At 43.7% G+C, this 1,176-nt stretch carries 1 protein-coding gene and 1 pseudogene; both read left to right on the forward strand.

From position 1 onward, the window contains the following. Positions 1-180, forward strand: a pseudogene (gene dinB / locus ACWHAR_RS22335) (damage-inducible protein DinB); the annotation flags it as partial. A 171-nt stretch (positions 181-351) separates the two neighbouring features. Beyond that, a partial coding sequence (locus tag ACWHAR_RS22340; protein WP_452087866.1) for an amino acid permease occupies positions 352-1,176 on the forward strand: 825 nt, incomplete at its 3' end.

A 1,176-nucleotide genomic window follows, 5' to 3' on the forward strand; every position in this document is an offset into this window, starting at 1 on the left:
ATTCAAAATCCCTCAAGCGGAATCATGAAAACAACTGTTTCCGAACTGCTTCCCCACGTTGTCAACCACGGGACATACCACCGCGGCAATATCACAGCAATGCTGCGGCAGGCAGGCTACGCATCCGCACCGACAGATTACGGGCTCTACCTGTTTATGAAAAAAACTGAAAAAGCATAAGAAAGCGGCTCCCTAAATGGAGCCGCTTTTTTCGGGAAATAGTCCAAATCACATTAAAATTCTTTTCATCAATCCTTTTTTAGTAAAAAAGATAGAAATTTTAGTGTTATAATAATCATTAAAAATAGATTGCTGACTCAATAAACAATTTTCAATGGAGGAACACATAAAGTGACAGACGACATGACGAAAGACAATATAAATCAGCAAACGTTGCAGAGAGGCTTGAAAAACAGGCATATCCAGCTCATCGCCATCGGCGGAGCCATTGGGACAGGCTTATTTCTCGGCTCTGGCAAATCGATTCATTTTGCCGGACCTTCGATTTTATTTGCTTATATGATCACAGGGATTATTTGCTTCTTAATTATGAGATCGCTGGGTGAACTGTTGTTATCAAACTTGAACTATCACTCTTTTGTGGACTTTGTACAAGACTACCTAGGCGATATGGCAGCATTTATCACCGGCTGGACATATTGGTTCTGCTGGATTTCCATTGCGATGGCTGATCTGACAGCAGTCGGGCTCTACACTCAATATTGGCTCCCGGGTGTGCCGCAATGGGTGCCCGGCTTAATCGCTCTAATTATTTTACTGATTATGAACCTGGCGACAGTCAAGCTTTTTGGAGAATTAGAATTTTGGTTTGCTTTGATTAAAGTCATTGCCATTTTGGCGTTAATCGTCATTGGCCTTGTGATGATTTTCAAAGGCTTTTCCACAAGCTCAGGAGTGTCCAGCTTCACAAACCTCTGGAGCCACGGAGGCCTGTTCCCGAATGGCATGCACGGGTTTATCCTCTCGTTCCAGATGGTTGTGTTTGCTTTTGTCGGCATTGAGCTTGTCGGGCTTACGGCCGGTGAAACAGAAAACCCTGAAAAAGTAATCCCTAAGGCGATCAACAATATCCCTGTCCGTGTGCTGCTTTTTTATATCGGGGCTCTTCTCGTGATTATGAGCATCTATCCTTGGGATGTCATCAATCCCAGCGAA

The organism is Bacillus sp. LR--39, assembly GCF_053613335.1.